Below are 24,974 nucleotides of genomic sequence, written 5' to 3'. Positions count from 1 at the left end.
ACTATCTGTATTCTATAGAGGAACCCCCGAGATTCTAGGGAGCCTCGGCGCCGCTCGCTCCGGTCTCAACCGTGGGGCAACTCGCCCGCTCGCCCCGCGCGGCCACTCGTTCCCAAGGGATTGACCGATTGGGCTCAAGCTCCAGGGGGACAGGGAGCTTTCTCAAAACCGGTCCGAACGGGTATCGTGGACGCTGAGGACTTCCGAGTCTCCAGGACCTGTGAGATCCGGTAGGCCAAGGTCTCCCTCCAACCGCCGGTACGCATGCTGTAAGTCTTGCTTTCAAGACGAGTTGAATCATCGCAGAATTCTCCCGGGATTGGCGATCAGCGGCGGGTTAGCCGTGGTCCTTCGATGGTGAGTTGGAGGAGGGAAGCGGGATCCGCGCGACCGGACGACCGTCGATCGGACCGTAGGATTGTCATCCCGTCTCGACGGGACTGGAATCGCTGGTGGGATTATCGAGGTCAACGAGAATGACGGGTAGAGACGTCCAGCCATTCCAACACACCCTTGCCCGCGGGGGTCGACGACGGTTGTGGGTCGGTCAGCTCGGATTCACGATTGCCGTGCTCTTCACGGACGGTATCGCCATGGCGGAGGAGTCCCCCGTCACGAAGCCGGTGGACTTCGCCCGCGAAATTCGGCCGATTCTCGCGGAACATTGCTGGACGTGTCACGGGCCCGACGAGGCAGCCCGCAAGGCGAAGCTCCGGCTCGACCGCCGAGAGTCCGCCGTCGCACTCGAGGCGATTGTTCCGGGGGACGTCGAGGCCAGTGCGCTGATCGAACGGATCGAGTCGGAAGACGACGCCGACCGGATGCCTCCGCCTGCGGCGAAGAAAGACCTCAATCCCAGCCAGAAACGCCTGCTCCGCAACTGGGTTGCCCAAGGGGCCGAGTACAGCCAACACTGGGCTTTCGTTCCACCGAAGCGCCCGGAGATCCCCGCACTTCGAGGTGCGACCGGCGTGAAGAACCCGATCGATCACTTCATCCGCCACCGGCTCGAGCACGAGGGGCTAAAACCAGCGCCGGAAGCGGATCGACTGACCTTGCTCCGCCGCGTGACGCTCGACCTCACGGGCCTACCGCCGACCTTGGACGAACAGAACGCCTTTCTCGCGGACAGTGCGAGCGACGCCTACGAACGCGTCGTGGACCGCCTCCTCGCATCTCCCCGATACGCCGAGCGGATGGCGATGACTTGGCTCGACGCGGCGCGGTACGCGGACACCAATGGCTACAATAACGACGAAGACCGAACCATGTGGCCCTGGCGTGACTGGGTCATCCACGCATTTCAGCGCAATCAACCGTACGATCAGTTCATCACCGAACAACTCGCCGGCGACTTGCTGCCGACTCCCACCCTGGAACAAAAGGTCGCGTCCGGATTTCACCGCAACCAAGGCCACAATACGGAAGGCGGGATCATCCCTGAGGAATACCGCGTGGAATATGTGGCGGATCGAGTGCACGCCACCGCCACCGTCTTCCTTGGCCTTTCGTTGCAGTGTGCGCGCTGCCACGACCACAAGTACGACCCCTTCTCTCAGAAGGAGTACTACCAATTCTACGGCTTCTTCAATAGCCTCGACGAGAAGCAGGGAGGCTATGGTGGAGCCGTCGCCATCGAGCCTTACTTGCAGGTTCCCTCCGACTCGCAGAGCAAACGCCTGGCCGAGATCAAGGACCAACGGCAAGCCCTCCTCAGTCAGATCGCTCGGCAGGAGTCCGAGGCGGAACTTGGCCGCGAGCGATGGGAACGGGACGCATCTCCCACCGAGCGGGACGAGATCAAGCAAGCGGGGCTCAAGTTCCACTTCGCACTCGATGAAACCGAGGGGGAACTCGTCGGAGATGCGGTGAATTCCAGGCAGCCTGGCTCCCTCCGAGGAATGCCCCGGAGGACGACCGGGAAACTTGCCGGAGCGCTCGAGTTCGCCGACCAGACCTATGTCGACCTCGGCGAGCGAGGAACCACCGACGGCCAAGCGGGGTTCTCCGTCGGATGCTGGATTCGTCCCGACTCGTCCGGGCCGATGGCGATCCTCTCGAAAATGGATGAGGAGGCCGGATACCGCGGATACGACATCCTCTGGGAGAACGGGAGGGTGGCCTGCCACTTGATTCACCACTGGCCGGACAACGGCCTGAAGGTGGTCACCAAGGACTCGGTAAAACCGAAGGAATGGCGGCACGTTCTGGTCACCTACGACGGCTCGCGGAAGGCGGCAGGGATCAAGATCTACCTCGACGGCAAGTTGAGCCCGGTTGAGGTGGCGAACGACAACCTGACCGGGACGATCGCGACCGAGCAGCCATTGCGCCTTGGCTTACGCCAAAAGTCGCTCCCCTTCAATGGGGGCCTGGACGACCTCCGCGGATTCGGTGTGGCCCTCGATCGCGATCAGGCCACCACGCTTGCCACGGGAAAAGCCCTCGAGTTCGCGGGCGACATCCTGGCCGTACCAGGCCCGAAGCGCACTCCCGAGCAGCGTGCCCAACTCCGTCGCTTCTTCCTCGACCGAATCGATCGCGACTATGCCCGACTCAAGTCGGAACTGGCTGACCTCGATCGGAGCAAGGACGAGTTCGAGAAAACCCTGCCGATCGCGATGGTGATGCGCGATCTCTCCAAGCCCCGTGAGACATTCATCCTCAAGCGCGGGCAGTACGACCTGGTGGGGGACCCCGTCGAGCCCAACGTCCCGTCCGTTTTTCAACCGATGGCCGCGGAGGCACCCCGCAACCGTCTGGGACTCGCCCGCTGGATGACGGATCCGGCTCATCCCCTGACGGCACGAGTCGCGGTCAATCGGTGGTGGGAGATGTATTTCGGGACCGGGCTGGTAAAAACGGTCGAAGACTTCGGCGCCATGGGCGAACTTCCCAGCCACCCCGACCTCCTCGACTACCTGGCCACCGAATTCATCCGGACCGGCTGGAACGTCAAGGCCATGCAACAGTTGATCGTGACCTCGGCCGCCTACCGCCAGGCATCGCGGGCCACCCCTGAAATCCTCGAACGCGACCCCGAGAACCGTCTGATCGCGCGCGGGCCCCGGTTCCGGCTCCCGGCGGAGACGGTCCGGGACAACGCGCTCGCGATCAGTGGACTCTTGAGAGGCAAAGTCGGCGGTCCGAGCGTCAAGCCGTATCAGCCGGAAGGTCTCTGGGAGGAAGTCTCCGTGGAGCGGAAAGCCAAGTACGTTCCCGACGACGCCGACGGGCTCTATCGGCGCAGCATGTACACGTTTTGGAAACGCACTTGCCCACCCCCGGCGTTGATGAATTTCGACGCGACGAACCGCGAGGTCTGTGTCGTGCGTCGGGGACGAACGAACACGCCGCTCCAGGCGCTGATCTTGCTGAATGATCCCACCTACCTGGAGGCGGCACGCAAGTTGGCTGAGCGCATGCTCGAGGCGGGATCAAGCTTCCAGGAACGCTTGGAGCTTGGCTATCGGCTCGCTGCGTCCCGATCGCCGCGCGCTGAGGAGCGAGCCATCCTTACGGAGATCTATCACCAAGCGTTCGATCGGTTCCGCAACGACAGGACCGCGGCGGAAACGCTGCTTACTGTCGGCAAATCGCCGCGGAACCCGGCGATCGAACCGGCGGAGCTTGCTGCCTGGACCGTCACCTGTAGCACGATTCTGAACCTGGACGAAGTCATTAGCAAAAGGTGAGTGGATGCGTCCGCTACAGAATTTCGCAGCCGGCGCCGGAATCACGCGACGGCACTTCTTTCGAGGAAGCTCGGGAGCCCTCGGCGCAACGGCACTCGCCGCGCTGCTCCAGAGGGAGAGCCTGGGAGCGCTCGATCAAGCCACTGGATTGCCGCACTTCGCACCCAGGGCAAAGCGGGTCATCTACCTGTTCCAGTCGGGTGGCCCATCCCAACTGGAAATGCTCGATTACAAGCCGGAGCTCGCCCGGCTCCATGGGACTGAGCTCCCGGACTCGATCCGCCACGGCCAGCGTCTGACCGGAATGACCTCCAGCCAGAAGAGCTTTCCCGTAATCGCTCCCAAGTTCAAGTTCGCTCAACACGGAGCCTCAGGCGCCTGGATGAGCGAGCTTTTACCCCATACCGCCAAAATCGTTGACGATCTCTGCATCGTCCGCTCCATGCATACCGAAGCCATCAATCATGATCCGGCGATCACTTTCATCCAGACCGGCGCACAGCAACCGGGTCGCCCCTCGATGGGGTCGTGGTTGAGCTACGGTTTGGGGAGCGAAACCGAAGACCTGCCTGCATTCGTCGTAATGATTTCACACGGCAGCGGCAAGGACTCCAACCAGGGGCTACTCGACCGCCTTTGGGGGAGCGGCTTCCTCCCGACGAATCATCAAGGTGTCAAGCTCCGGAGCGGCCGTGATGCGGTCCTGTACCTCTCCGACCCCCCCGGTATCGATCGCAAGCTGCGCCGATCGATGCTGGATGGGATCGCCCGCTTGAATCGTCAAGGGTTCGAGGAAGACGGCGACCCCGAGATCGAAACGAGGACGGCGCAGTACGAGATGGCCTTCCGGATGCAGGCCTCGGTCCCCGAGCTGACGGACCTCTCTCAGGAAACGCAGTCGACCTTCGACTTCTACGGCCCGGAATCTCGGACCCCGGGCACATTCGCCGCAAATTGCCTGCTCGCGCGGCGGCTCGTGGAACGCGGCGTAAGATTTGTTCAACTCTACCACCGAGGTTGGGACAACCACGGCGGCTTGCCCACCAACATCCCGAAGCAATGCCACGACATCGACCAGCCCCAAGCGGCTCTTATTACCGATCTCAAGCGTCGTGGGCTACTCGATGACACCATCGTCGTCTGGGGCGGCGAATTCGGCCGGACCGTTTACGGTCAGGGTGGGCAAGTGGACGACTACGGCCGAGACCATCACGGGCGCTGCTTTTCGATGTGGATGGCGGGCGGCGGCATCAAGCCGGGCATCGTCCATGGCGAGACGGATGATTACGGCTACAACATTGTTTCCGACCCAGTCCACATCCATGACCTGCACGCCACACTCCTCCACTGCCTGGGCATCGACCATGAACGATTGACCTACCGCTACCAAGGTCGCGACTTCCGACTCACTGACGTACATGGCACCGTCATTAAGGCCTTGGTCTCATGATCAAGGAACAGCATCTTGAATTGCAGCCAGGTGTTGCTTGACGGTGAGACTGATCGGTTGGTGGTCATCGCTTCGATGGAGGCGGCGACGTGGACCAGCTCGAGGGCGGGCAGGGCGAGGCAGTGGAATTGGCACAAGGTGAAGAAATCGCGGACGGCCGGCCTAGGCTTGGCGGGTGTTGGCGTTGCGGATGGTGGCGGTGAACAGTTCGACGAAGCGGCGGGCGGCCTGGTCGCCGGCATCGGCGACGATCGCCGGGACGATCAGGCTGCCGCTGTGGCGGGCGATGGCGTGAGACGGCGTGCTCACCAGACCCATGGAGAAATTTGGCTTCGACCCTTCAATTGTGGCGGGCGATGGCGTGAGACGGCGTGCTCACCAGATCGGTGCTCATGAGTTGCTTTCCGCGTCGAGCGGCTGCGGCCGATCCGCCAAGGCGTCTTCGTAAGCCTCGCGGGCGACGGACGCATCGAATTCATCCTCGATATCGGCAAGCCTAATGTTCAGTTCGGCCCGGATAGCCTCGTGGCTGACACCGGCGGCGACTTGCTTGCGGGCCGCATCGTAGTAGATGGGATACATGGCCTGTCGCATCAATCGCCGGTCCAGCTCCCGGCCCAGAGCCTCGACCGCTTCCCGGTCCCGCACCGCGTTTAGTCGCTCGTCCTCGGAGAGTAAGTGGTCAGTGGTGGTGGGGGGTACAACCTGGTCACTGGTGGTGCGTTGGATGCCGCGGTTCACTGGTAGCATGGATGGGATCGCTCCTTTGGATTGGCGTTGCAAACGAAGAGGATTGTATCCAAAGTGCAGCCAACAGGGCTTCGACGTCATGACGAGCCGTCGCGGCACTTTGGATACAATCCTCTTCGTTAGGGATCAAATCACCCGGGGTGAAACCATGATTGCAAGTAATCGCGTGAGTACGCGAAGCAAAAAACGCGGACCCGCAGATACCCCCAACAACATCCGCACTACCTGCAATATCATAAGACGCCTTGATGATTACACACGTCATGACCGTGGCTCCGATAACCTGTGATCCAGCCGTGGATTATCGCCAGTTGACCAGCGTGAGTCGATAGCCGAGCTGGTGAAGACGCTGGTAATGGGCTGTATTGCCTGTGACCAGCTCCAGGCCGTGCGTGATGGCGACGGCCGCGATCATGGGGTCACAGCGGCCGATCGGCCGCCCGATGCGATCCAGATCACCGGCGATCTGGCCAGCAAGATCGGCGGCATCCTGATCGAACAGCAGGATCTCCTCTGGGGCAATGGCGTTTCGGAAGGTTTGAATGCGATTCGAGCCGCCAACCCTTTGCAAGCCCTGGATCACCTCCATGACGGTGATGACCGAAAACGTCAGGTGTCCGTGGGCCTTCCGGTAGGCGGCGGCCTTCCTGGCGACATTCTGGTCTACGGCTTTCAGCACTTCGGAGTAGATGTCGGTGTCAAGCAGGGCCTTATTCACCAGGCGACAGCCTCCAAGGCCGCTCTTCCCTTACTTTCATGGCATGGGCAACGGCCGCGTCGAGCAAGTCGGCGTCGTCACGCATCGCCCCAATCGAGCCGAGATCGTCACAGGCAGGCTGTTTTTGCTCCACCGTGGCCAGCTTGCCGTCTAATTCGCGACGAAGCTGACGCATTTGCTCCGGCGATAAGCCGCCGAGGCTTTCGACGATATGGTTGAAATCGGTTTGTGTCATGGTTCCCTCCTCGCTGGCTACGTTTGCCGTAACCGGCTTTTCCCAAGCTGGTTATGACGATTAGTCTAGACTATTCTAGAGGAATTGGCAACCTCAGACAACTGCGGGAAGGTAAGCAGGATGCTGGAACTGAGCGAGTACAAGGGTTCTCCCGCACTGTTGATGATCACGGCCCTGCTCCGGCCCGGAACAACTTGGCGAACCCCTGTAAAACAAGGAATATCGTTCCAGTTGGTTGCGTTCGATCTTCAAGAGTGCGGGAGACCCCGTTTGACACGTTCCGTTCCAATCCCGTGGGTGGTGCCAAAACCGAGGTTCAGGCCAACCGTTACGCTCCTCGAAGTGGGATTGTTCGACGCACATATCGATATTGGTTCGGTTGCAAGACTGACTGACCCTGCTTCCGCCGCCAGCCCTGTCACCCATCCGCGGGAAAGGTGTGCGCCGATGATTACCGCAAAGGTGAAGAATGACTCCTTCGCCGATCGGAAATTTCAGTCCGTCCCCTGGGAGAAGATAAGGAAGCTGTACGGCGCAATCGAGAACTCGCCGAAGTTCGGGTATCCGTCCTGGTCGCCTGCGTGTGCGTTGATATCGAAGCTCTGAAAGTCTTGAAAATCGGGCGAATAGCCTTTCCAGTCGCTGTTCATCCGCAACGACCAGAGGCCGGGATGGGGCAATCCGATCCGGTAATGATGGTGGGGTTGCGCGGAGAAATTCGCGACGACGATCACCTCATCGCCCGGCCCGCCCTTTTCCCAACGGTGGAAGGCGATTAGCTTGTCTTGGTCGTTGATGTGGTGAACGTTGACGTAATGGCCGCAGAGGCCGGCGGTCGTCCCGGACTTGTTGAGGCAGAGGCTGATGAGGTCGCGGTAAAGGTCGACGACGCCTTCGTGCTTGCGTGTCAGTTTCCAATCCAGCGGGACGGTATCCCGGAACCAGCCGGATTCGAGGAATTCCTGACCCTGGAAGAGCATGGGAATGCCTGGTGCCGTGAAGACCAAGGCCGCCGCCAACGTCGACCGCTTCTTGGCGAACCAGTTTTCGGCCGAGTTGACGTCAACTTCCGAGGTCACGCGTGCCTTGCCGTTGGCAACCTCATCGTGCGACTCGCTGTAGATGACCCGCTGGAAAGCATCGCCGTTGTAGCCGTGAGTAATCGCGTTGCGGACCGCCCCCATGTTGCGATGCGAGTCGTCGGGCGTGGTGACCGCGGCTCGAACCGGATGGACAAAGGCCGCGTCCTACTGCGAACCGAACCCGGCACCGCCGGCCCCGACGTCCTTGGTGATCCAGCTTTTGTTCTGCAAGTCCTCGGCGATGGTGATCTTGCCGGGAAATTGGCTGGCAATCTCGCCGTTGATCCATTGGCCCAGACCCCAGCCGTCGGGAAGGTCGCACCCCGGATCGCCATCGGCACGCACCTGGCGGATGTAGAGCGTCATGTCATAGCGAAGGCTATCGACATAGAAATACTCGATCCACATCATGGCCTTGTCGCGGATGTACTGGCGGACTTCTCCGCGTCCGTAATCCGGCCGGCGATTCCCCCAGGGCGTCTCACAGCGCCAATCGTTATAGAAGTCGATGCCGCCCAGGCCGTTCTCGCTCCAACTGTCGAACTGCCAGAGGTGGAGGTCGCCGGGACCGAAATGGTTGTAGACGACGTCGAAGATCACCGCGATCCCAAGCTTGTGGGCCTGCTTGACAAACTTCTTGAACGCTCGTGGGCCGTCGTAAGAACTCTCGACGGCGAACATGTGGGCCGGGTTGTAGCCCCAGGAAAAATCGCCCGCAAATTCAGATGCCGGCATGATTTCGATAGCGTTCACGCCGATCGATTGCAAGTGCTCGAGCTTCTTCTCGGCGTCGGCAAACGTCCCCGGTGCTCCCCCCGGCTTGTCGTTGAATGTGCCGATGGGAAGCTCGTAAATCACCAACTGATTCCAGCCAGGCATGACGAAGTGATCATCATCCCACGCGAAATCGGGGTCGTAGATGACCGTATTGCCGACCGAATTCGTGACCTCGCGCGCGTAGGGATCGATTCGAGAAAGCTTCGTCGTGCCATTGTGATTGTGAATGAGGTAGCGGTACTCGTCGCCGATTTTGGCTTGGGCGAGGTCCGCGTACCAGCAACCGCCGTCCTCAGCGACCATCGGGGCGGCGGACTCCGACCATTTGTTGAATGAGCCGGTAAGAAACACCTTGTCGGCGTGAGGTGCCCAGACACGGAAGGCCGTTCAACCCTCGTGGAAAATCGCACCCATTCCGGCATGAACCTGCGGGCTGGGCTTCGATGCCGAACTCTTCGGGTGGCTCGTGAGGGCTTTGGCCATTGGACCTCCAGGATGGAACCGACACCGGATCACGTTCGAGGGTGGGTGGGGCTCGGGAAGTCACAACCGAGCAATCCGTGTGCCAGGCCGGAAGTGTCCCATGGATCGCCATCAGCGGTGGATAAAACGCCACGACGACCCAGGGATCTCGGGCATGATGATTTCCGACATAAACATGCCCGAATTTTCAAAGAAATTTTTCATTTTCCAGCGTCTTGGCCAAAGATTCGCATCTGTGGAACGAGGATACGATCACGTTGCAAAGTCACACGCGGTTTCGGAAGGCAGACGCCGACCGGCCTTAGGTGTGGCCGAGCGGCAAGAAATGACTTACACCGGGGAGTCGATGAAATGGCGAGCGAGATCAGTACCCCCAGGGCCAGCGACCTTCTGGCGGTGAAGAGCCGTGTGAGTTGGGGAGCCATTGCCGCGGGTGCGATGGTGGCACTGTCGATCTACCTCATGCTCACGATGCTGGGCATTGCCCTGGGAATCGAGGTGGCGGTGCGACACGCCGACGCAACTCCCGGAACCGGGGCCGCGATCTATGCGATCGTCACCTTGCTGTTGACGATGTTCTTCGGGGGCTGGGCGACCAGTCGGCTTGCGGTCGGCGAGAGCAAGCTTGAGGCCGTCCTTTATGGGATGATCCTTTGGGGCGTCCTCTTCATGGGCATGGCCTGGCTGCTGAGCGTCGGAATCCGGGCCGGATTTGGTGCGATGGTTGGGGCCTCCTCGGGGGCGTATACCATCACCCGCGATGCCGCGGAGCATGGACCACCCGCGGCCGGTTTGATGGACGCACTTCGTCAACGTTACGACGCCGAACTTGGGGGCGATCAGTTCATTGAGGATCTGAAGAAAGCCGGAGTCAGCGAGGATCAAGCCAAGAAGGCCCAGGCGGAATTCAAGGAACGGGTGAACCGGCTGCGTAACGATCCGACCTCGATCAAGGACCAGGCACGAGAACTCGCCGACAGGCCCGAGATTCGCGAGGCCGCCAGACGCGCAGCGGATAGCACCCGGCGGGCAACGTGGTGGACCTTGCTCGGTATGGTCGTGTCGATGGCCACCGTAATTGCCGGCTCTTTGATCGGTGCGGGGGAGCTCCTCCAACCCGTCCCGATTCTGGGGGTACGCCGCGTTTCAACCCTGCGCAACTGATCGCACCCCATACCGCCACGGACGTTGAACGGCCGAGCCATTCCCGGCACCTCCGCGAAATTCGCGAAACCAACGACTCCGGCTGTCCTGCAACCGTTTCCCTATACAGGATGAATCATGACAATCCAATCCGCGAAGACATTTGCCTTGGCTCTCGCCCTCGTCCCTGCCCTCATCATCGGGACCGGATGCGAGTCCAAGGGCCCCGCCGAGCGTGCCGGCGAGAATCTCGATCAGGGGGTCCAAAACGTGAAGGACGCCGTGAATCCGGCCGGTCCGGGCGAGAAGGCGGGGCAGGCCGTCGACAAGGCACTGGACCGGTGAATTCGACCCATCTCAAGTCGGTAAGGACGCCAGGTTGATCCAGGAGGCCATCCCAACCGGATGGCCTTTTTAACTCTGAAGGGAGCGGCCCGGGCGCCGTCGTCAAACGGGTAGGCGACCAGCCAGCCGAGGGGGCGGTCAGCAACGGCCGCAGGTTGTCTCCAAGAACGAGACACCTCGACCATGCTCTGCCCCCTTTTCCCCATCGCCAGATCGCCCAAATCAACCGAAAGGAGGAAGGATGGGCGACTAAAATAGAGTAAGCCCGTTTGGTCGAGCCAAACGGGCTTACGCCGGATAACGTTTTGTTCCAAAACCCTGCGATTAACGCTTGGAGAACTGGAAGCTCTTACGGGCCTTCTTATGGCCATACTTCTTACGCTCGACCATACGGGCGTCGCGCGTCAGGAAGCCGTGGTCGCGGAGGACGGGTTCGAGGTCGCTGCGGTGCTCTTTGAGAGCACGGGCCAGCCCCAGAACCACCGCGCCTGCCTGGCCATGCTTGCCGCTGCCCTTGACGTTGACGAAAACGTCGATCCGGTCCGACATCTCGGTGCGGACGAGGGGAGCGCGGACGTCGTTCCGCTGGACTTCCAGAACGAAGTAGGCGTCGACCTCGAGGTCGTTCACCAGGAACTTGCCGGTCCCTTCACGGATCCGGACGCGGGCCACCGCCGTCTTGCGTCGGCCGGTGCCCCAGATGAAGGGTTGTGCCGCAGTGGCCATCGCTGTTTCGGTCCTCTCAATAGCGTCTGGAACCTCTCGCTCAGTCCGTCGAGAGGCGCCACGAGCCGATCGTTAATTCAACCAATGTTCAGGAGTCGCGTTGACGTCTCGGTTCACTCAGCCGCCGGAGTCGCGTCCGGGGTCGTCGTGGAAACCTGCTCGGCGGCTGCCGTTGCCGGCGTGTCCTCAACCTTCGGGGCCTCGACTTTGACTCGAGGGGCCTGAGGGATCGCCTTGGGGACGAACAGACCACCCGCGGGCGCCGGACGGCCGAAGATGCCATCCAGGGGTAGCGGAGCCTGCGCCTGATGCGGGTGCTGGGAGCCGGCGTAAAGCTTGAGCTTCCCGAGCATGTGGCGGCCGATTTTGTTCTTGGGCATCATCCGCTGAACGGCGAGCTGCAGAATTCGCTCGGGTCGACGCTGGAACAGCTTCCACGCGACCTCGTCCTTCTGACCGCCGGGATGTCCCGAGTAGCGTTGATAGGACTTCTGCTGCCACTTCTTGCCGGTGAACACCACCTTGTCAACGTTAGTCACGATGACAAAGTCGCCGGTGTCGATGTGGGGCGTGTACGTGGGGCGGTGCTTGCCCATCAAGATCGGCGCAATTTGCGCGGCGAGTCGGCCCACGACCAGATCGGTCGCGTCGATCACGTACCAGCTCTTTGTAAGCTCACCCGCCTTCGCCTGATAACAATTCATGAACGTGGGCTACCTAACAGACGTCGAGCTCGAAAAGCGCCCTAACTTGGTGCGAAACGACTATCTTATCGGCGCTTTTGCGCACGTCAAGGCCGAATCGTAGGGTCGCCCAATCGATCGTGGATGTCAAGCGGCTCGCCCACGCTGGTCCTGTGCGACGGGTGTTCCCAACGGGGGAATCGTTAAACCCACCCCGCAAGAACCGCAGAGATCGCATTTGTCGACAGGATCGTCGTTGGCGAGCGAACAGGGGTTTAAGTTACTCGACTCCGGGTCCGCAGTAAATACCCCTCCACCCCGATGAACCGGACTGGCCGGTTTCTCGACTAGAGAATGGTGACCAGGCCAAGGGGGAAACCGGCAGTGCCCACGACCCGACAAGCTCATGAACTCGAGTTCCTCGTCCTGCGCTGCCAACGTGGGGAGCCCGCGGCTTTCGAGGAATTGGTTCGCGACTGGGAACGCAAGCTCTTCTTCTATGTCCGACGGCTGGTGGCGAACGAAGAGGACGTCTGGCAGATCCTCCAGGAGGTCTGGCTCCAAGTCCTGCGGGGAATCCGCTCATTGCGCGACCCGCGCCGACTGCCGGTCTGGCTCTATGCCGTCACCCGCAACACGGTGATGAGCCACCACCGTGAGGAGTATGCCCGCGACCGCATCCTCGACGCCGCCGAGCGCGTCGAGTCGACCCAAGAGCCTGAGTGCGATTCCGTCGATGACGCCGAGCTGGTCTATCACGGGCTCGCCCAGCTCCCGCGCGTCGACCGAGAGGTCCTCACCCTGTTCTTCCTCCGGGACCTGAGCATCGACGAGGTGGCGGAAGTGCTCGGCATTCCACCAGGCACGGTCAAGTCCCGGCTCTTCAAGGCCAAGAAATCCCTCCGTGAAATTCTCGAACGACAAGGAGAACGGTCATGACCGACCCGAACGACGCACTGGGCGAGCGCTTGCTTGGTCTCGACTCGCCCGACCCGGCCATCCAACAGCGCCATGAGGCCGAGCTCCATTCGCAGTGGGAGACTCAACTGTCCGGGTCACGACTGGTCCCGTTCGTGGCCGTGGGCGTCGCCGGCCTCATCGCCTGCCTGGTCTGTGGGTCACTCGCCTTCACCGAGCCGGCGACAACGCCCGTCGCCGTCAGACGGCTGCTCGCCCTCTTCGCGTGCTTCGGCCTCAGTTGGACGTTATTGGCCACCTGGATTCTCACCCGAGGGAGAGGAAGCTTTATTTCTCAGCGGACCTTGGCCGCGCGCATGGCGTTTGGATTTACCCTCACCACGGTGATGGCCTTGTCCCTGGTCTCCTTGAGCCTCGGGCGGGAGGCGGCCGGGATGCCAATCTTGGCCACGGGCCTCGCCTTGCTGATCCTCGCCGCGGTCCTCTTGACCGACGTCCGGATCGAGCGTGCCGAGTTGACGATCCGGGAGCAGATCCTCCGCGTCGAGTCCCGGCTGATCGAACGGATCGAGGCGAGCCAGCGACCAGCCGGAAAAAAAGAGCCGTGAGTGGTCAATCGCTTCGTGCGGAACCGATCCCCAACGCATGCCATTTGGCACGGCCCCGCAGCCTGACGTCGTGAGGCTGCGGGGCCAAGTTCAGTCTCCATCCAACCCAAAGAGGCTGCAACGACCTCCTATGGGTTGGAGCACGTTCCCGCTGGAGTGGGCTTGGCGGTGTCCGGAACCGGGCGGAGCTCGACCGAACGGAGGTCGAACAAGGCCCCTTTGACAGGCCCCGCGGAGTGAAGTTCGAGCCGATGGACGCCTGGGGCGAGCGTCAACTCGCCGATGTTGGCCGACTGATAGGTGTCCCAGTCGCCAGTCCCCTCGACGGGCTGCTCGATCCGTTGCGTGCCGAGTTCGAGCAAGAGCTTGTTGCCTGCCGAGCCATTCTCGCACGCCCAGTCGATCCAGACGCGGTAGCGGCCAGGTCGCTCGGTCACGAACTGCCAGGCCGCGCGATCGCTAGGACGTCCCCAATAACCGAGGTTCTTGTGCTTGGCCTCGAACGTGAGGGTGTCGCCATAAAGCTCGGCCGACTCGGCCCGGAGGGCGATCGTTCCGTCGGGTCCAGGCGCCACCCGTTCCGGCCGGTTGCCTTCGACTTGCTTCGGCGGGGGACCGGTCGTCCCCAGGAACGCGAGCAAGTCGGCAACATCCTGCGGCTTGAGGTCCTTCTCCAAGCCTTCGGGCATCAGCGATTGTCCGGAGGCCGCGATCTCCTCGATCTCCGCACGCAGCAGGATATCCTCCTTGCCTTCCTGGCGTCGGAGCGTCACGGCCGTCGCGGTCTCGCTGGCGATCAGACCGGTCAAGACGCGGCCGTCGGTCGTCTGGACCGTGAAGTTGGCGTACTTCGCTTCCAAAGCCCGGTTGGGGTCAAGGATCGCCACCAGGAGAGCTCCGGGCGATTTGTCGGTCAAGGCCGCGAGGTCAGGGCCAACCTCGGCTCCCTCCTGGCCGAGCCGATGGCAGGTCACGCAGACTTTCTTGAACAAGGCGGCACCGGAAGCCACGTTGCCTGGCAAGGTCGTGGCCGTCTGGTATGCGGCAATAACCTCCTGCCGGGTACTCGTCTCACGCGAGAAAAGGGCCTCTGCGCGGGCCTTGATCGCGGGATCACGATGGCTCAGGAGCCTGCGACGGTGCGTGGGTCCGATCTCGGCGGGGGGCAAGCAGCTGTCCTCGAGCGAGAAGAGCAGGGTTTTGGTCCAAGGGTCACGGCTCAGGAGCGTGTCGAGGATCGCGGTTCGAAGTTGCGGTGAATGTCCTTTCCAGCCGTCGATCAGGATCGTGGGCACTTTCGGGTCGTCGCCTCGGCTGAGGGCGGCCACGGCAGCCTGCTGAAGTCCTCCGGAGACTTGCGGACGAAGCAGGCCGACCAGGCAGGCGCGATCGAGGGCTTCTGACTCCTTGTCACGGCCGAGCAACCGAACCGCCGCCAGTCGATCCTCTTCACCGGCCTTGTCATCGCCGGCGCGACCGCGAGCCGCCTCCCGGATCGGCCCGAATCGCTTCAGGTCGGCCTCGGCAATGGGCTTTCGGGCACGGGCCGAGGCATCGAGCAAGCTTGCCAGGGCCGAGAACTGCCAGGAGGCGAACTCGCCCCCCTGCCCCGCGGGCGTGCTCAAGGTCTCCACCAGGGGCGCGAGACCTTCGCGGTCCTTTGCGGTCGCGGCCAGGGCGAAGAGCGGGTCGAGGATCGCCGTGGGGGGAGCCTCGGCCTTCGCGTTCTCAAAGAGTGCGGTGATGATCGAACCGACATGAGGCGCAGCCGAACTGAGCACGGCCGCGCGGAGCCAGCGATCGCCGGGGTCGCGCTGGATCAAGGTGGCGAGGGCCCGCCCCGCGCGCGGGTCAGGCCAATCACCCAGGCTCAAGGCAAGCTGGAACCGGACCTGGGGATCAGGATCGCCGGTCAGGCGAAGCATCGCCTCTCCGAGTTCGGGAGCGGTTTTCAGCAGCCCCGCGCCCGCCTTGATCGCATTGCGGCGCACCTGGGGATGAGGGTCGGACAGGGCACCGATCACGGTCGAGGCGGTCAGTTCCTCGAGCGTTTGCAAGGTCCAGAGCGCTTGCAAGCGGGTTTTCGGCCGGGTGCTCTTGGCCGCGAGCGTGCGCAACGGCTCGGCCGCCGCTCGGTCGCGTTTGTGGAGCAGGAGTCGCTGCGCGGTGTCGCGCTGCCAGCCGCTCGGGCTGTCGAGTGCGGCGACCAGCCCCGCGGTATCGAGCCGATCGAGCCGGGCGATCGGTCGAGGCTTCTGATCCACCGGGTGAACACGATAGATTCGCCCCTGCTCGCTGCCGGCGCGGAGGTCGAGCTTGGCTTCCCAATCATCGGGAATCCATTCGGGATGCTCGATCACCGCGCGGTACATATCGGCGATCCAGAGCGCTCCGTCCGGCCCAGTCTTGAGCATCGTCGGCCGGGTCCAGTTGTCGGTCGAGGCGAGAAATTCGCGTTCGGCCTCGTCGGGTCCGCGTTTCCCGACGAACGTCGCCCCATCCGGTTCGAGGATCATCCGGTGAACGAGGTTGTGAACCGGATCGCTGGCAAAGAGACTGCTCTCGAAATGGCGGCCGAACAGGTCGTCGCGATACGGGGTGGGGCTGTTGGCCGAAGTCACCCGGTTGGCCGAATGCGGCTCGTTGAACCGGGCCAAGGTCCGGCTCACGGGGTAAAGTTTATTATCCGCCTCGAGCATCTGCTTCGGGTCAGGCGCGGCGAACTGAGGGTTGCGGCGCAGGTCGGAGTCGGCGAGGACGAAGTGCCAGGCCCAGTTCGGGTTGTTGTTGCCGAACCAGTTTCCCCAGTCATCGCGATGCCGGCCGTACTGGGTCGGGCCGCTCTCGGCCTCGAACCGGCCGTCGTCGGGCTGGAACCGGAAGTCACGGCCGTTGATGTTGACCGTGGCCCCCGTCTTGATCGAGCGGACCTCGCCACCGCTATCCCCGTTGGCCCCGTAGACCCAGCCGTCGAGGCCAAGCTCGAACCCGTTGAGCCGGTGCTGCGGATTCCCCTCCCGAAAGCCGGTGAAGAGAACCTCGCGGTGATCGGCCTTGCCGTCACCGTCACGGTCTTCGACATAGAAGATGTCCGGAGCGGCGGCGACCAAAACCCCGTTGCGCCAGGGAAGTAGACCGCTCGGATAGGCGAGATCATCCAGAAAGAGGGTCGCCTTGTCGTACCGGCCGTCGCCGTTGGTGTCCTCGAGCGTGCGGATCACTCCGCCGGCTTTTCCCTTGCCGTCGCGGCCTAGGGGATAGTCGCCCATCTCGAGAACCCAGAGCCGGCCGTCGGCCCCCCAATCGAACGCGATCGGGTCTTCCACCAACGGTTCGCTGGCGACGAGCTCGACGGCAAATCCGGGATTGACCCGGATCGAGCGCCGCGAGGCCTCGGGGGATTTCGCCTTCGACTCCACCCCTTGGAGAAGGTCGTTGAACGCGCGACGATCGACGAGGTTGGGAAGCTTGGCGGTCGCCTCGTTCTGCCACCAGAGGTGGCGCGAGTGGACCCAGGCCCCGAGATTTTTCCCCCCGGACACAATCTTGGGCATGGCGCCGGCCGCCTGGGCTGGGCCGTTCATGACGTTACGGATCCAGCCCGAATTCTTCCAGTTGGAGCCAAAAAAGGCGCCAACCTCCGGTTGGTCCCGGTAGAGTTGAATCGTGAACCCATCGTCATTCGAGGCAATCACATCCACATCACCATCTTCATCAATATCAACAAATCGGAGCCCCGCGTCGCGTCCCGAACCATCGACGATCCGTGCGAAATCAGGCAACGCAAAGGGAAGGCGTTCCCACTGCATCCCGGCGAAATCCCAGGAAAGAACCACATTCTCTGTTGGGTTCGAGACGATCACCTCCGTCGTCCCATCATGGTTCAGATCCCGAAGCCTCACTCCGCGATCGACACCGGCCCGGCTTGTGAAGACGGGACGATTCTCCACGGCCAGGCGACTCAGGTCGGGGAGCGTCCCCCCCTTCTTGGTTTCGGTCCATTGCCCGTCGTGAAACAGGCTGACCGTTTCTTCCGTCGCTCTCGGACCCACGATCGACAGCAAGGTTCGGCGTACGGCTTGGAAGACAACACTGAGGGGCTGGGGTTCCGCTCTCGCCACCATGAACGTCAGGGCGTGGGGGCCAAAGGTGCCAAATCTCACGCCGGCGTCATGATGAGACAGCACAAATTGCACATACTTTAATTGAACGAGGCCCCAATTCACGAAGAACTTGTTAAAAACCCCAAAATGGCTCGTGGTGTTGGCCACTGACATGGGGAAACGGCCAACCTTCCAGCGCTGCTCACTCGGGATCCAGAGCCTGGTTTCCCGTGTTTTATGGTTGCCGATCACGACATCAAGGAACCCGTCATTATCGAGGTCGAGCACGCGCACGCCATTGTCTTGCCCATTGGGTGCGCGGAGCGACTCGCCCCCGAGCAAGTTCTTGTCGAGCCGCTCCTGGGCCTCGCGGAAATTGAGGAACTTGACCTTCTTGCCGTGCTTGGCCACCACGTAGTCGATCAACTCGACGACCTGCTCCGACTTGATCCAGCCGTGGGGATGAAAGACCAGGTTGAAGACCCCTTGCTTCAAAACTACGGCATCAAGGGCCGCCTTCATATCCTCAACCGTCTTGGGGTTGTTCGGTTTTTGAAGATTTTGAGCTTCCCAGTCGCTCGGAACGCTGCACGGGAACTCCCAGCAGAGTTTGTCGATCACGTAGGGATAAGGATAGTTTTCGACGTAGTTCGTGAACGAAGGGAACGGGATGTACTTGCGGAACCGCTCCCGGCCGTCGGGATCCTGCACCAGTTCGCGCGGCAGCGAGGGGTCATCGGGCGTGAAGAGTTGAAAGACCGACGAGTCGATCGTCAGGAAGTGCCGGCCCGGACTCGTCTTATTGAAGATCTCGGCATAGAACCGAGGGCTCGGGGTATTCTGCGAGTCGCAGCAAGGCATCCGAAACGCCACGGGCTTGTTGCCGCGAATTCCGTTCAAGAGGTCGACGCCGCCATGGACTGTGTCCTGGGCTGCGGCGAAGTCGTCCTTCTGGAGCAACGGGCAAGGGTGGGTCAGGGTGTGGACGTCGAGGTTGACCCCTTCCGCGAGCCAGGCCTGGACCCTCGGGTCTGCGCCGTCGGCCTTGCAGGTCATGATGCTCAGGCCGGCGCGGCCGTCGATCTGCTTGAGTCGGTCGAGGATCGGCCGGAGATAGGCTTCGTAGACCGGCACGTTATCCTTGAGGTCGTCGATCGCCAGGACCACGACCGCCTCAACTCCGGCTTCGCCCACCCATTGCGGAGTGATGAGCTTGGGGAACTTGAGACCGACGTAATAGGGGTTGCGCTCCTCGAGGTAGGTCAAGCGATTCCCATCGCCCGAGTCGCCATGGGACGATGAGGCGATCAGGACGAAAAGGAAGCAACAGAGGCAGGATCGAAGGCACATCGCGAATCTCCTCAGCCGGCGAACACGAACTGACTTCAGAAAGTCGTCTCTTTCTCGCTTGTTGGCAAGGGTCCACCGGCGATACGATCGCCAACCCCCAACCGTAGGTCCTCCGAGTCGCCGCGCATGCCCACAACCGTTCCCTTGATCCTGGCCAGTGCGTCACCCCGGCGAAAGCAACTTCTCACGGAAGCCGGCTTTGCCATCGAGGTCGACCCGTCCGACTTCGACGAACCCGATCCCGCGCCCGGCACCCTTGCGGTCGACTACGTGGCGATGCTCGCCTGGCGGAAAGCAGCGGCGGTGGCGCGACGGCGAGGTCAGGGGCTCGTACTGGCGGCCGATACCGCCTGCGCGGTCGAGGGCGAGATACTCAACAAGCCGCTGGACCGGGCCGACGCCGAGCGGATGATCCGGCTCCAGGAAGGGCGCGATACCGAAGTCCTCACCGGGGTCTGCCTCTACCGCGCCGAGCGCCATGAGTGGGTGGGCGCGGTCGAGGTCAGCGTGGTCCGGTTCCGGGTACTCGACGATGCCGAGCGCCGCGCGTTCCTCGACTCGAACCGATGGGCGGGCAAGGCGGGAGCGTACGGCGTTCAGGACCGCGACCCATTCGTCTCGGTTGCCCGGGGAAGCTTCACGAACGTGGTCGGCTTGCCGATGGAGCGGCTCGCCGCCCTGCTCCGCGAGTTTCCGAGCCTGACACGCTAAGACCGCCCCCGTATGATGGGGGCAGCCACCCGTTTCCTTTCCAGGAGTCGAGCCGATGCGGCGCCCCCCTCAGTTCCTTCGATGGCTTCCCATGCCGATCCTTACCGCACCCCTTGCGATCCTGGTTCTGATCGGGCTGGTTTTCGCCGTGGCCTTGCCGTTTTCGCAACGGATCCGCCCGACCTCAGCCGAAGCCGCGCCGACGCCGGTCCCCGCGCCGATCGACGGCGACCGGGCGTACCAATACCTCACCCAAATCTGCGCGATCGGCCCGCGTCCGGCGGGCTCGGCCGCGAACACCAAGCAGCGGGCCCTGGTCTCAGCCCACTTCCAGAAGATGGGTGCCAAGGTCGTCGAGCAGCCGTTCACCGGCGTCGATCCGAAGAGCGGAAAGCGAGTCGCCATGGCCAACCTGGTGGGCTCGTGGCATCCCGAGCGGAAAGAGCGGGTGGTCATCGGGGTCCATTACGATACCCGCCCCTTCCCCGACGAGGAGCCGAACCCGGCCTTGCGGTCGGTTCCGTTCATCGGCGCCAACGACGGCGCCTCGGGAGTCGCACTCCTGATGGAGATCGCCCACCATTTGAAGACCTTGCCCACGTCCTGGGGGATCGACCTCGTCCTCTTCGACGGTGAGGAGCTGGTCTACGGCCGGGACGGCGAATACTTCCTCGGTTCCAAGGAGTTCGCGCGGGTCTATGTCGAAGGCGTGGAGGGCCGTCATCCCGACTTCGAGTACGAAGCCGGACTCGTGCTCGACATGGTCGGCGGCAAGAACTTGAAGATCCAGCAGGAGCCGCACAGCCTCAACCTCGCCCCGAAGCTCGTCAAGGAGGTCTGGGCCGTGGCGCGGCAGTTGAAGGCCACCGCGTTCCGCAATCGGGTCGGCCGCGCGGTGATGGACGATCACCTGCCGCTCAACAACGGTGGAATCCCCACGATCGACGTGATCGACTTCGACTATCCGTACTGGCACACCGCGCAAGACCTCCCGGAAAATTGCTCGGGGGCCAGCATGGTGGAAGTGGGCCGGGTTGTCACCGCCTGGCTCGCGTTGCCCCGCACCCGCGGGCGCTAATGTCGAGTACGGTTCCACCGCGGTTCCGTGGATCGGCGACCGCGGGCAACCTGTCTGCATTCTTGGGGGGACTGAGGAGTCCCAACGCTCGGCCGTCCCTGGCCGCGTCGAATGGAGTTGACGTGAGGGTTCAGTTCCGATCGCCGAGCAATTCGCGAAGCGCTTCGCGTTCGCGGCGGGTGGCGTCGAGATCGAACAGGGCCATGTCGAGGTCGAGCCTCAGACGCTCCAGGGCGTCACGGGCGACCGAAAGGATCCGGCCGCGAAACAGGGCGTGTTCCAGGACATCGTCCAGGAGCGGCTCCAACTCAGCGCGGACGCCTGCCGGCTGGGTTTGAACCAGATCCCGCAACTGCAAAAGTTCACTCGGCAGAAGGTCGCTCGACGGCTGAGCGGACCTCGTCGATAGGTCGATCATCGATGTTCCTCATCAAAGGTGCTACCCTTAACTTACCACGTCGTTTTGGCTAAAGCGTACCGATCGTCGGAATTTGGCAATTTAAGCGAGGTTTAACAATTACGAAGACCTGGGCAGCGGAATGACGGGTTAACGCATTGATCTTCCCGGCTTTGGACGATCCCGCTAGGATCAGGCGTCCAACTCTAGGATAGGTTTTGGCGTCCAAGTCTAGGAACGGACTGGTTTGCGCCGGTTGGAAGCTGAGACATGGAGGTCACGGCGATGAGTTTCCGTCGAACGAGGGTCGTCCTGCTGGTATCGACCGCCTTGATCTCGGTCTCGGCGGCCTGGCTTCGGGGCGCGGATGAGCCGGGCGAGATCCTCCGGGACGGATTCGAGACGCCGAGGCCGGTCTGGCGTCAGGAGCAGACCGACGCCACGATCAATCTCCAGGAGCACGAGCGCTCGAGTCGCGCGGCGCACACCGGCCAGACCTCGGAGCGGTTCCACTTCACCGCCGGGGTCGGTAGCTCCTTCTACTATAGCTATCCCCTCCCCAAGGTCGTCGTCAGCGAGAATCTGAAGGTCGAACTGTTCGTCCGCTCCAACCGGGTCGGCGTCCGAATCTACGGCCGGGTGGTCCTGCCCAAGGACATCGACCCGAACACGGGTCAACCGTCCTTCGTGATGATCTCCGGGACCGGTTACGAGAATAGCGATCGCTGGCAGCGGATCGAGTTGACGAACCTGCGCCCGTCGATCGAGCGCCAGGCGCGGGTGCTCCGGGCGTCCACCAGTCGTTTGGTGGACATCGAGGGGGCCTATCTCGAACGGGTGGCGGTGAACCTCTTCGGGGGCGCCGGGGAAACCGAGGTCTTCCTCGACGATCTGGCGATCTCCCCCGTCCCCCCGGACACGGTGGCCGCGCACAACAAACCAGCGCCCCCGAGCCCGACCTTGCCCGAGTCGGAATCGAATCCCGAAACTCCAAAGTCCGAGGCACCGAGCGCAGCGCGCGTCAAACTCGATAACATGAACAAGCTCCTGCGTCGCGGGAGTGACAATCGGGATTACGACTGGCTCATCACGGCCATCGACGCGCCTGAAGCCGACGTCGCTCAACTCAGCCATCATGGATTCGACGTGCTCGCCGTGAAGGTCGACACCGATCCGGTGCGGATCAAAGAGGCGGTGAAGTGGGGCTTCCTGCTGATGCCCGGCCTCGACGCCACGCTCGAAGGGAAACCGATCGAATCCGAGCGAATGGTCGCCGCCGCCAAGGATTTTCCGTTCCGCGACAGCGTCGCGTTCTGGAACCTGGGGAGCCACCTGGGCAGCGCCATCGATCTCGAGGCGCGTAAGCTGGAACTCGAGCGGATCCGGGCCACGGTGGCCGGCATCCGGAAGCTTCCCCAGAACATCTCTCATCTGACAACCGCCGAGGTCGACGGTGAGCATCGGCTGTTTGCCAGAGATCATAAGCGGCTCTCGATCATGGCGATCAGCCCCAATGCCTGGGGCTCCGCGCAGGAGCCGACGGACACCTACAACTTCTTAAAGCAACGGCGCGACCTCACGGCCCTGGATAATCAGGAAGGGCTCTACTTCGCGTGGCTTCCGGCCACCGCCCCGCTTTCGGTCCAGACCTCGATCTGGGGCCAAGACCAACCGCCGTCCTGGGGCAGGCCACGCGTTCAGCCGGAACAACTCCGACTCAACACGTACCTCGCCTTGGCCGCCGGTTACCGAGGCATCGGTTATCGGGGAGATGCGGGGCTAACAACCGACGAAGGACGAGCGCTCCTGATCGAAATGGCCTTTCTCAACGAAGAGATCGACCTCTGCGAGTCGATCCTGGCCAACGGCAAGGGTGTGATTCCGCTCTACAACACCTACGATCCCGATCCCCCCGTGCTCCCTCCCTTGGGAAGCTCGCCCACCTTGCAGGTCGCCAAAACCAAAGAGATGAGGCCACACCCGAGTATCAAGGCGGCCGGGATCGGTACGCTCGACCACAAGGCGATGCTGCTCCTGGTCACCGACTTCGCCGGTGGGGCGCAGTTTCAACCCTCCCAGATGGCCAAGCACAACCTCAATATCACCATCCAGGCCCCCGAATCGGCCCAGGCGTTCGAGATCAGCCCGGGGGACGTCAAGGCGATCGAACAGCGTGTGCGCGTGCCGGGCGGGATCCGAATCACCCTGCCCGATTTCAGCTGCACCAGCCTGATCCTGGTGACGACCGACCACGGCATGGCCGATCGACTCCTCGACGCGATCAGTGGCGTCCGCCCTCGCGCCTGCCAACTCGCGATCGAGCAAGCCCGAATTCAACTGAAAATGGTCGAGGAGACCACCAACCGCCTGGTTGCCGATGGCCACTCCCTCTACGACCCGAACGACCCGAAAATTCCCCGACTGGCGGTGGGAGCCCGCCCCCCCAACGAAGAAGAAAAGCTTCTGAAGCTGGCTGACTCGATGATCAAAACGGCCCAGGAAAACTTCGAGCGGATGGAATACCCCCTGGCCTGGTCCGAAGCCAGACGGGCGGGCCGAACGCTTCGCCACCTGATGTTTGCGCAGTGGTCGAAGGGCTATGCCGATATGGCCAAGTTGGTCAATCCCGAACCGCCCAAGCCCGCTCCGACCCGCCGCGGGCGGATGAGTGTTGATGAGCTCAAGGCGGAACAAGAGGTCGCCAGGAATCGGACGCCCATGTACCTGATGCCCTTGGCCAGCCCGCCGCTGGTGAGCTATTACACCCTGCCCCAACACTATATCTGGCTCGACTGGATGGCCCGATCGTTCGGCGCCAACCTCGTGAAGGGGGGGTCGTTCGACAACCACTCCGCGCTTGAGTCGTCGGGCTGGATCAACCAGAGCTACCAGCTCGACGGGATCACCTCACACGTCTCGACGGTCCCCAGCGACGACGATCCGGACCAGCGGTTCCTGAAGATGACGGTCAAACCGGCCGAGAATCGGTCGATCGACTCATTCGCGCCGTTCTTCGATTTCCCGGCCGCGGCCATCCGAACCCCACCGATCCGAGTCACGGCCGGACAGTTCCTGCGGATCTCAGTGCTCGTCCAGAAGTCGAACCCCTCGACCCCGGGCCAGGGCGGGATCATCATCACCGACTCGATCGGTGGCGAAACCTTGCAATTCCGCAATCATGGCTCGATCCCCAAGTTCTCCAAGGTGGTCCTCTTCCGCCGGGTACCGGCCGATGGCGTGATGACCGTGACCCTGGGCCTGGCCGGATTCGGCGATGCCTATTTCGACGACCTCAAGATCGAGACGGTCGAGGGATCGGCCCCCGGTCGACCCGACCAGTACGCCGATCATCCGGTCAAACGGACCGTCCCCGGCTCGAAGCCGGCTGCGCCCGCGGGCGGCCGAGCCCCCGCTCCCGCCACGGCCACCGGCAAGCGCAGCCGCGCACGACGATAAGCGTTCCCCCCCTTCCCGATTTGCGTGGCCGGTTCTCACGAACGGCTCGGGCGGATTGGCGAGAAATCGCACGCCCGGGCTGAACCGACGGCCGAATGGGCGCGAACCGCGCCGCGCGCCCCATCGTATGTTAAACTACAGCGATCCGAGCGGAAGAAGCGAACCGGTCAAGGTTCCGGCCCCCGGTCAATTTCCAAGCCTCGGGAACTATCCGCCACGGTGGGCGTCCAATTTCCATGGAGCCGCCACCTGACGGATGCCCCGCC

18 protein-coding genes and 2 pseudogenes are annotated in these 24,974 nt (G+C 62.5%); 9 read left to right on the top strand and 11 right to left on the bottom strand.

The annotated features are described in order from the left end of the window. The first annotated feature begins 476 nt into the window (after positions 1 to 476). A complete protein-coding gene (locus tag BUS42_RS05010; RefSeq protein WP_083670062.1) occupies positions 477 to 3,695 on the top strand; it encodes a DUF1553 domain-containing protein in 3,219 nt (1,072 codons plus the stop codon). 4 nt (positions 3,696 to 3,699) lie between these two features. Beyond that, the gene (locus BUS42_RS05005; protein ID WP_074305773.1) at positions 3,700 to 5,145 is read left to right on the top strand and encodes a DUF1501 domain-containing protein; all 1,446 of its coding nucleotides are present in this window, start codon (positions 3,700 to 3,702) and stop codon (positions 5,143 to 5,145) included. A 162-nt stretch (positions 5,146 to 5,307) separates the two neighbouring features. Here BUS42_RS05005 and BUS42_RS43490 read toward each other — a convergent pair whose 3' ends face one another. The 7 genes and pseudogenes from BUS42_RS43490 to BUS42_RS45970 form a co-directional block, all read right to left on the bottom strand. After that, a complete protein-coding gene (locus BUS42_RS43490; protein WP_159452167.1) occupies positions 5,308 to 5,454 on the bottom strand; it encodes a hypothetical protein in 147 nt (48 codons plus the stop codon). Between the two features lie 81 nt (positions 5,455 to 5,535). After that, on the bottom strand, positions 5,536 to 5,895 hold the full coding sequence (locus tag BUS42_RS05000; RefSeq protein ID WP_074305772.1) for a hypothetical protein: 360 nt from the start codon (positions 5,893 to 5,895) through the stop codon (positions 5,536 to 5,538). 301 nt (positions 5,896 to 6,196) lie between these two features. Further along, positions 6,197 to 6,613 (bottom strand): PIN domain-containing protein, encoded by a 417-nt coding sequence (locus BUS42_RS04995; RefSeq protein WP_074305771.1) that lies wholly within the window; start codon positions 6,611 to 6,613, stop codon positions 6,197 to 6,199. Further along, the gene (locus BUS42_RS04990) at positions 6,606 to 6,848 is read right to left on the bottom strand and encodes a hypothetical protein (RefSeq protein WP_074305769.1); all 243 of its coding nucleotides are present in this window, start codon (positions 6,846 to 6,848) and stop codon (positions 6,606 to 6,608) included. Before BUS42_RS04990 ends, BUS42_RS04995 begins: the two co-directional genes overlap by 8 nt. Positions 6,849 to 7,342: 494 nt before the next feature. Beyond that, positions 7,343 to 8,032 (bottom strand): alpha amylase C-terminal domain-containing protein, encoded by a 690-nt coding sequence (locus tag BUS42_RS44260; protein ID WP_216821007.1) that lies wholly within the window; start codon positions 8,030 to 8,032, stop codon positions 7,343 to 7,345. Positions 8,033 to 8,095: 63 nt separating this feature from the next. After that, positions 8,096 to 8,899: an alpha-amylase family glycosyl hydrolase gene (locus BUS42_RS44255; protein WP_410001694.1), complete on the bottom strand. Its 804-nt coding sequence runs from the start codon at positions 8,897 to 8,899 to the stop codon at positions 8,096 to 8,098. Next, positions 8,897 to 9,082: pseudogene (locus BUS42_RS45970) on the bottom strand (1,4-alpha-glucan branching protein); the annotation flags it as partial. The gene BUS42_RS44255 and the pseudogene BUS42_RS45970, both read right to left, overlap by 3 nt. Positions 9,083 to 9,541: 459 nt before the next feature. Between BUS42_RS45970 and BUS42_RS04980 the strand changes: the two are divergent. Both BUS42_RS04980 and BUS42_RS04975 read left to right on the top strand, forming a co-directional pair. Further along, entirely contained in the window at positions 9,542 to 10,354 is an 813-nt protein-coding gene (locus tag BUS42_RS04980) for a hypothetical protein (RefSeq protein WP_074305766.1), read from the top strand. Between the two features lie 117 nt (positions 10,355 to 10,471). Then, entirely contained in the window at positions 10,472 to 10,678 is a 207-nt protein-coding gene (locus tag BUS42_RS04975; RefSeq protein WP_074305764.1) for a hypothetical protein, read from the top strand. 324 nt (positions 10,679 to 11,002) lie between these two features. Here BUS42_RS04975 and rpsI read toward each other — a convergent pair whose 3' ends face one another. Together rpsI and rplM are read right to left on the bottom strand one after the other, a co-directional pair. Next, complete coding sequence (rpsI, locus tag BUS42_RS04970) at positions 11,003 to 11,404, bottom strand: 30S ribosomal protein S9 (RefSeq protein WP_074305762.1); 402 nt, start codon at positions 11,402 to 11,404, stop codon at positions 11,003 to 11,005. Positions 11,405 to 11,685: 281 nt separating this feature from the next. Next, a pseudogene (gene rplM, locus BUS42_RS04965) lies at positions 11,686 to 12,108 on the bottom strand (50S ribosomal protein L13); the annotation flags it as partial. 363 nt (positions 12,109 to 12,471) lie between these two features. Between rplM and BUS42_RS04960 the strand changes: the two are divergent. Together BUS42_RS04960 and BUS42_RS04955 are read left to right on the top strand one after the other, a co-directional pair. After that, positions 12,472 to 13,026 carry an RNA polymerase sigma factor gene (locus tag BUS42_RS04960; RefSeq protein ID WP_074305758.1) on the top strand — a complete coding sequence of 185 codons (555 nt, stop codon included), beginning with the start codon at positions 12,472 to 12,474 and terminating at the stop codon, positions 13,024 to 13,026. Then, entirely contained in the window at positions 13,023 to 13,613 is a 591-nt protein-coding gene (locus tag BUS42_RS04955; protein ID WP_074305756.1) for a hypothetical protein, read from the top strand. Before BUS42_RS04960 ends, BUS42_RS04955 begins: the two co-directional genes overlap by 4 nt. A gap of 128 nt (positions 13,614 to 13,741) precedes the next feature. Here BUS42_RS04955 and BUS42_RS04950 read toward each other — a convergent pair whose 3' ends face one another. Next, entirely contained in the window at positions 13,742 to 19,066 is a 5,325-nt protein-coding gene (locus BUS42_RS04950; RefSeq protein ID WP_254053315.1) for a PVC-type heme-binding CxxCH protein, read from the bottom strand. Between the two features lie 126 nt (positions 19,067 to 19,192). On the opposite strand from BUS42_RS04950, the gene BUS42_RS04945 reads away from it, so the two are divergent. Together BUS42_RS04945 and BUS42_RS04940 are read left to right on the top strand one after the other, a co-directional pair. Continuing rightward, on the top strand, positions 19,193 to 19,777 hold the full coding sequence (locus BUS42_RS04945) for a Maf family protein (RefSeq protein ID WP_074305753.1): 585 nt from the start codon (positions 19,193 to 19,195) through the stop codon (positions 19,775 to 19,777). A 55-nt stretch (positions 19,778 to 19,832) separates the two neighbouring features. Then, positions 19,833 to 20,855: a M28 family peptidase gene (locus tag BUS42_RS04940; RefSeq protein WP_074305751.1), complete on the top strand. Its 1,023-nt coding sequence runs from the start codon at positions 19,833 to 19,835 to the stop codon at positions 20,853 to 20,855. A 130-nt stretch (positions 20,856 to 20,985) separates the two neighbouring features. On the opposite strand, the gene BUS42_RS04935 is transcribed toward BUS42_RS04940, so the two are convergent. After that, a complete protein-coding gene (locus BUS42_RS04935) occupies positions 20,986 to 21,273 on the bottom strand; it encodes a hypothetical protein (protein WP_074305749.1) in 288 nt (95 codons plus the stop codon). 264 nt (positions 21,274 to 21,537) lie between these two features. Here BUS42_RS04935 and BUS42_RS04930 point away from each other — a divergent pair, with 264 nt between their 5' ends. After that, a complete protein-coding gene (locus BUS42_RS04930; RefSeq protein WP_254053314.1) occupies positions 21,538 to 24,708 on the top strand; it encodes a hypothetical protein in 3,171 nt (1,056 codons plus the stop codon). Positions 24,709 to 24,974 lie beyond the last annotated feature (266 nt).

The sequence above is a fragment of the Singulisphaera sp. GP187 genome, from assembly GCF_900129635.1.
Taxonomy (GTDB): Bacteria; Planctomycetota; Planctomycetia; order Isosphaerales; family Isosphaeraceae; genus Singulisphaera.
Note: the sequence above shows the minus strand (reverse complement) of the source record. Positions and strands in the feature narration are given on the sequence as shown.

Excerpts from the sequence above, each read along its gene's own strand:
- BUS42_RS05010 (WP_083670062.1), top strand. The coding sequence starts at position 477 with ATGACGGGTAGAGACGTCCAGCCATTCCAACACACCCTTGCCCGCGGG.
- BUS42_RS05005 (WP_074305773.1), top strand. The coding sequence starts at position 3,700 with ATGCGTCCGCTACAGAATTTCGCAGCCGGCGCCGGAATCACGCGACGG.
- BUS42_RS05000 (WP_074305772.1), bottom strand. The coding sequence starts at position 5,895 with ATGCTACCAGTGAACCGCGGCATCCAACGCACCACCAGTGACCAGGTT.
- BUS42_RS04990 (WP_074305769.1), bottom strand. The coding sequence starts at position 6,848 with ATGACACAAACCGATTTCAACCATATCGTCGAAAGCCTCGGCGGCTTA.
- BUS42_RS44260 (WP_216821007.1), bottom strand. The coding sequence starts at position 8,032 with ATGGGGGCGGTCCGCAACGCGATTACTCACGGCTACAACGGCGATGCT.
- BUS42_RS04980 (WP_074305766.1), top strand. The coding sequence starts at position 9,542 with ATGGCGAGCGAGATCAGTACCCCCAGGGCCAGCGACCTTCTGGCGGTG.
- BUS42_RS04975 (WP_074305764.1), top strand. The coding sequence starts at position 10,472 with ATGACAATCCAATCCGCGAAGACATTTGCCTTGGCTCTCGCCCTCGTC.
- rpsI (WP_074305762.1), bottom strand. The coding sequence starts at position 11,404 with ATGGCCACTGCGGCACAACCCTTCATCTGGGGCACCGGCCGACGCAAG.
- BUS42_RS04955 (WP_074305756.1), top strand. The coding sequence starts at position 13,023 with ATGACCGACCCGAACGACGCACTGGGCGAGCGCTTGCTTGGTCTCGAC.
- BUS42_RS04950 (WP_254053315.1), bottom strand. The coding sequence starts at position 19,066 with ATGTGCCTTCGATCCTGCCTCTGTTGCTTCCTTTTCGTCCTGATCGCC.
- BUS42_RS04945 (WP_074305753.1), top strand. The coding sequence starts at position 19,193 with ATGCCCACAACCGTTCCCTTGATCCTGGCCAGTGCGTCACCCCGGCGA.
- BUS42_RS04940 (WP_074305751.1), top strand. The coding sequence starts at position 19,833 with ATGCGGCGCCCCCCTCAGTTCCTTCGATGGCTTCCCATGCCGATCCTT.
- BUS42_RS04935 (WP_074305749.1), bottom strand. The coding sequence starts at position 21,273 with ATGATCGACCTATCGACGAGGTCCGCTCAGCCGTCGAGCGACCTTCTG.
- BUS42_RS04930 (WP_254053314.1), top strand. The coding sequence starts at position 21,538 with ATGAGTTTCCGTCGAACGAGGGTCGTCCTGCTGGTATCGACCGCCTTG.